Consider the following 4,592-nt stretch of genomic DNA (forward strand, 5'->3'; position numbering starts at 1 on the left):
GCCATCACCGGGGCCGGGGGCGCCGGCGGCGGGCTCGGCTTCAGGGTGACGCGCTTGGCCGGCGGCTTGACGGGCGGCTTGGCGGGCGGCTTGGCGGGAACCGCCGCAACGGCTTTGTGAGCCGGCTTCGCAACAATCTTGGCAACGATTTTGGGCGGTGTTCCGACGGGCGCTTCCGCCGGCTTCGCCTTGGCGGGCCTCGCCCTCGCCCGCAGGGGCGTGATCAGGCGGGCTATCTCGCCCCACAGGTAGGCATCCTCGCCCGAGAGGCCGCGCGGCCGGCGGGGGGGCCTCATGGTGCTGTCGGCGCGCTGGAACGCGGCAGCAGCACGACGAAGCCCGCCTGGGCCCGCAGGTTGCCGGCGGCGACGCCCGCCGCGTCTCCGGTCCCGAGGTAGAGGTCGCCCCGGGCGGGACCGACGATGGCCGAGCCGGTGTCGGCCGCGACGGCGAGGCGGCCCGTGGCGGGATCGTCGGACGCTTCGAGCCAGAACGGCAGGCCGTAGCGCCACAGGGTGGCGTCGACGGCGAGGCTGTGACCGGGGCTCAGGGGAACGCCGGCGGCCCCGGGCGGTCCCAAGGTCGGATCGTCGATGGGGGCGAGCTTGAAGAAGATGTACGATTGGTTGCGGCGCATGAGCCGGCGGGCCGTCTCGGGATTGTCGCGCAGCCACCCGGTCCAGCGCGCCAGGGTGAGGCCGTCGAGGGGCAGGTGGCCTTCCCCGACGATGAGCCTGCCGATGGCGGTGTAGGGCCGGCCGTTGCGCCCGTCGTAGAGCACCCTGACCACCCGGCCGTCCGTCAGGCGCACCCGTCCGGAGCCCTGGACCTGCAGCACGAACAGGTCGACGGGGTGCAGCCACAGCAGCGGGACCGCCGCGTCGCCCAGGGCCCCGTCCTCGATGGCGGCGCGGTCGGGATAGGGCGCGAGGCCCGTCTCCGTCCGGCGCGCGGCGCGGAGCACCGGGTCGAGGCCGGGCCGGGTCTCGCCGGGCTCCAGGCTCACGAGGTCGCCGGGCCGGGTGAGGACGGGGGCGGCAAAGCCCGGCGCCGCGACGGGCGAGCCCGCGAGTTCGGGCTCGAAGTAGCCGGTGAGGAAGCCGGTACGCCGCTCGGGCACGCCGTCCGCCGCCGGGCGGACGATCCGGTGGGCGGTGAACGCCGTGGCGAAGAACGCCGCCGCGCCGTCGGCCGTCACGGCGGCGGCCCGCGCGCCCCCCCCGCGGCGAGGTCGGCGGCGGAGCCGGTCACCGCCGGCCCCATGGCCACGGGCGGGGCCGCGCAGGTGCGGCGGAACGCGTCGAGGGCGACGGCCGGATCGGGGCCGGGAAAGCCCGGCAGCCGCGCGAGATCGACGGCCTCCAGGGTCGCCTCACCCGAAGCCGCCCCAGCCAAGCGCGACGGCTCGGCCGCGGGGGCGGCCGAGCCGGGGAGGGCACAGAGGGCGAGGGCGGCGACGGCCGCCCCGATCACGGGAGGTCGCACGAAACCTGAGCGGGTCAGGCGCCGGCTTCGGTGGCGACGAGCTGCCAGTTCGGGTCGCGGGTGCCGAGCGTCCGGGCGAAGGTCCAGACGTCGGGCACCTCGACCACGGTCTCGGCGCTGCCGTCGATGACCTGGCCCTGGGCGTTGCGGGTCGCGGTGATGAGGTGCGACAGGAAATGCACCGTCACCTGGGCCACGCGGTTCTTCACGTCGACGGCGACGATCTCGGCCTTGTCGAGGGAGACGAAGGTGGTCTCGACCACCTCCTTGCGGCCCTCGCGGGCGTCGATCTCGCGTTCGAAGCCCTCGCAGACCTCCCGCGACAGCAGGCTGCGCAGGGTCTTGCGGTCGCCCTTGGCGAAGGCGATGACGATGGCCTCGTAGGCCGACTTGGCGCCCTCGACGAAGCCGCGCGGATCGAAGCCGGGCTCCACCTGCACCACGGCCTCGAGGCCGTTGGCGATGGCCGAGCCGGGCTCGGCGATGCCGCGCCAGTCGCGGACCTCCGCCTTGGGGGCCGCCTGCGTCCGATCGGCCGGGGCGCGGTCGGCGCCGGGCAGGCGCACCACGTTGTCGCCCTCCGTCCGGGTGGCCGGCGGCTCCGTGCGGCTGCGGTCCACGGGCTTGAACGGCGAGCGCTCCGCGCCGGTCTTCTGGCCGAGCACCGAGCGCAGCCGCCAGATCACGAACACCGCCAGGGCGAGGAAGATCAAGGTCGTCACGTCGAAGGAGTCCTGCATCACCGATCCTGATCGTGGCCGTCGCACGACGACTTCATTTCGAGGGGCTCCGGAAACCCCGCCTGATGCGCGCCGCGCGTTGCTCGCAAAACGCCCGCCGCGCCGTCATGCCCTGGGCGATAACGAGCCCGGGGCAGAAGTGTTGTAAGCCCTCTTAGCGGAGCGCCGCGCCGGGAGCGAGCCGGGTCGTTCGAACCCGCTCACCGCCTGCGCCCGCCACGACGGCCCGGTGCGATGTTGAGATATGGTACGCCGCCGGCCCGGTTCCAGGCGTCGCAAGCCCAGTTCCAGGCGTCGCGAGCCCGCGCCTTGTTCGCACCCGGCTGGCATGATAGCGCGCTCTCGCACCGGATGGGTGGTCGCAACCGTCGCAAGCGCACAAGAACTGGCTCGGTCGTCGGCCCGCGCGTGCCCCCAGGAATCGCGTCCCCCAAGGGTATCGTGCCCCCCGGGGACCTTGAGAAGGACGAAACGCCATGGCCGACACATCGGCACCGAACGGGAACGGTGGCGCCACGGCGCAGACCGAGGACCAGCTTCCGGGCATCAACGCCCTGGGACAATACGCCAAGGATCTCTCCTTCGAGAATCCGAACGCCCCGCGCTCGCTCCAGCCCCAGGACGCCGCGCCGCAGATCAACATCCAGGTCAACGTCAACGCCAAGCAGCTCGCCGAGGAGGATTTCGAGGTCGAGCTGACCCTGGAGGGCGACGCCAAGACCGCGACGGAGGTGCTGTTCGCCTTCGAGCTGACCTATGCGGGCATCTTCCGCATGCGCAACATCCCGCAGGACCAGCTGCATCCGGCCGTGATGATCGAGTGCCCGCGCCTGCTGTTCCCGTTCGCGCGCCAGATCGTCGCCGAGGCCGTGCGCAACGGCGGTTTCCCGCCCCTCTACATCGACCCCATCGATTTCGTCGGCCTCTACCGCCAGAAGGCGCTGGAAGCGCAGGCGCAGGGACCTGAGAGCGGCCCGCTGTCCTCCTGAGCCCGTCGACACCGCGCGCCCGCGCGGGCGTATGCCGCCCCGGCCCCACGGCCGGGGCTTTTTTGTCGACCCCTCTTTGTCGACCTCTTCTTATTGACGCCTTCCGCCGAAGCCCGCGCCGTTTCGTTGCCGGCGGCGGTCGTGGATGACGGACACGGACCGGATGGCCCCGACCAGCCACCTCGCGCTGATCAACGTCTTCACCGGCGACATCCAGGGCGGCCTCGGGCCGTTCCTCGGCACCTGGCTCGCCGGCATCGACGGCTGGACCCCCGCCCGGGTCGGCCTCGTCACCACGGTGGTGGGCATCGGCGCGCTCCTCCTGAGCGGCCCCTTCGGCGCCCTGGTCGATCGCCTCGGCCGGCCGCGCCTCCTCATCGGCCTCGCCTGCGCGGCGATCCTGGCCGGCACCCTGCTGCTGCTGCCGGCCCGGGCCTTCGCCACGGTGCTGAGCGCCCAGATGCTGGCCGCCGCCGGCGGCACCCTGCTCCTGCCCGCCGTGACGGCCCTCACCCTCGGCATGGTCGGCAAGGACGCGTTCCCGCGCCAGCAGGGCCGCAACCAGGCCTTCAACCATGTCGGCATCCTCGCAGCGGCGGCGATCATCGGCCTCGGCACCCGCACCACCGGCCCGGCCATCGCCTTCTGGGTGCTCGGCGCCATGGCCGCCCTCGCCATCCTCGCCACGGCGACGACGCCGGCCGGCGCCTTCAACGCCCGCCGCGCCGCGGGCTGGACGGAGGACGCGGACGACGCCCCCGCGCGCTCGCCCCTGCGCCAGATCTTCGGCAATCGAAAACTCCTCGTCCTCGCCCTCGCCCTGGCCCTGTTCAACCTCGGCAGCGGCGGCATGCTGAGCCTGCTCGGCCAGAAGCTCGTGGCCACGGCCGCCGATGCCCAGTCCTGGGTGGCGCGCTACGTCATGGTCGCCCAGCTCGTGATGATCCCCGTGGCCCTGTTCGCCGGTTCCCTCGCCGACCGGCGCGGGCGGCGCCAGCTCCTCGTGGCCGCCTGCGCCGTCCTGCCCGTGCGGGCGGCGATCTCGGCCTTCGTCGACGATCCCGTCTGGCTCGTCACCGCCGAGATCCTCGACGGCGTCGCCTCGGGCATCATCGGCGTCGCCGTGCCGGTGGTGGTGGCCGATCTCACCTGGGGCTCCGGCCGGACCCAGACGGCGCTGGGCAGCCTCAACGCCGTCCAGGGCATCGGCGGCGCCCTCTCGGCCTGGTACGGCGGCCTCGCCCAGGCCTGGCTCGGCTGGACGGGGGCCTTCCTCGTCCTCGGGGCGCCCGCCGTCGCGGCCCTGGCCCTCGTCCTGTGGCTCGACACCACGACGGCGTCGCCGCGCGGCGGGAGCCCCGCCCCGGACGGCGCCTGA

Annotated in this window: 3 protein-coding genes and 2 pseudogenes; 2 read left to right on the plus strand and 3 right to left on the minus strand. The window is 73.6% G+C overall.

What is annotated here, in order from left to right; all coding sequences use genetic code 11:
* The 3 genes and pseudogenes from FV218_RS21880 to FV218_RS21890 form a co-directional block, all read right to left on the minus strand.
* Positions 1 to 296, minus strand: a pseudogene (locus FV218_RS21880) (DNA mismatch repair protein MutS); the annotation flags it as partial.
* Positions 293 to 1,395, minus strand: a pseudogene (locus tag FV218_RS21885) (MltA domain-containing protein). The pseudogenes FV218_RS21880 and FV218_RS21885, both read right to left, overlap by 4 nt.
* Before the next feature lie 104 nt (positions 1,396 to 1,499).
* Positions 1,500 to 2,225, minus strand: coding sequence for a Tim44/TimA family putative adaptor protein (locus FV218_RS21890; RefSeq protein ID WP_056089758.1), 726 nt, complete (start codon positions 2,223 to 2,225; stop codon positions 1,500 to 1,502).
* Between the two features lie 476 nt (positions 2,226 to 2,701).
* On the opposite strand from FV218_RS21890, the gene secB reads away from it, so the two are divergent.
* Both secB and FV218_RS21900 read left to right on the plus strand, forming a co-directional pair.
* On the plus strand, positions 2,702 to 3,214 hold the full coding sequence (gene secB, locus FV218_RS21895; protein ID WP_056089755.1) for a protein-export chaperone SecB: 513 nt from the start codon (positions 2,702 to 2,704) through the stop codon (positions 3,212 to 3,214).
* A gap of 163 nt (positions 3,215 to 3,377) precedes the next feature.
* Entirely contained in the window at positions 3,378 to 4,592 is a 1,215-nt protein-coding gene (locus FV218_RS21900) for an MFS transporter (protein ID WP_147711539.1), read from the plus strand.

This window comes from Methylobacterium sp. WL69 (assembly GCF_008039485.1).
Taxonomy (GTDB): Bacteria; Pseudomonadota; Alphaproteobacteria; order Rhizobiales; family Beijerinckiaceae; genus Methylobacterium.